Source organism: Streptomyces pseudogriseolus (assembly GCA_002154585.1).
In the GTDB taxonomy this organism is placed as follows: Bacteria; Actinomycetota; Actinomycetes; order Streptomycetales; family Streptomycetaceae; genus Streptomyces; species Streptomyces pseudogriseolus.
In genome coordinates, this window is sequence record MUNG01000705.1 from 1 (window position 1) to 678 (window position 678).

1 pseudogene is annotated in these 678 nt (G+C 77.2%); it reads left to right on the top strand.

Features of this window, described 5'->3' with window-relative positions:
• Positions 1–162 precede the first annotated feature (162 nt).
• Positions 163–519: pseudogene (locus tag CCN29_RS34215) on the top strand (ATP-binding protein); the annotation flags it as partial.
• Positions 520–678 lie beyond the last annotated feature (159 nt).

Sequence of the window (678 nt, forward strand, 5' to 3'; positions counted from 1 at the left end):
ACGGCCGAGCAGGTGCGGCGGGCCGCTGCCGACCCCCGGCGGCGCGCGCAGGCCCAGCGGCTGCTGGGACGGCTGCGCGGCGGCCGGCGCTGAGCCGACCCCGGGCCTGACGGTCCCGCGCGTGAGCGTGCGGACCGGGGGCCGATCACCGGAAAGGACTTCATGAACGAATCGTCGGTCCGCACCGTGGGCTGGGCCCGCTCCCTGCCGATGGGCCAGGGGGTGAAGGCCGCCCGTGACTGGGCGCAGGAGCACCTCACCTCCCTGGGGTGGGACGAGACCGCGCCCGAGACGGTCCACGCCGTGCTGCTCACGGTGTCGGAGCTGGTCACCAACGCGCATGTGCACGCCCGCTCCGACGCGCAGCTGGTCATGTCGTGGGACACCCGCTGCCTGCACATCTCCGTGCACGACGGGTCGGCCGCCCTGCCCACGCCGCGCGAGCCGAGCGAGGAGTGCGTCGGCGGGCGCGGCATGATGCTGGTCGACGTCCTGGCCGACACGTGGGAGGCCCGGCCCNNCGCGCGCCGGAGGCCGCCGCCGCGGTCTGATCGGTCCGGGCGGTGTGCTCACCCCGGCGCCGGACACGGGCCCGGCCCGGCCTACGATCGGCCGGGCCGACCCCCGCAAGGAGCCCCGCCCGGTGACCGCCGTCCTGCCCCCGTACCCCGCCACGCC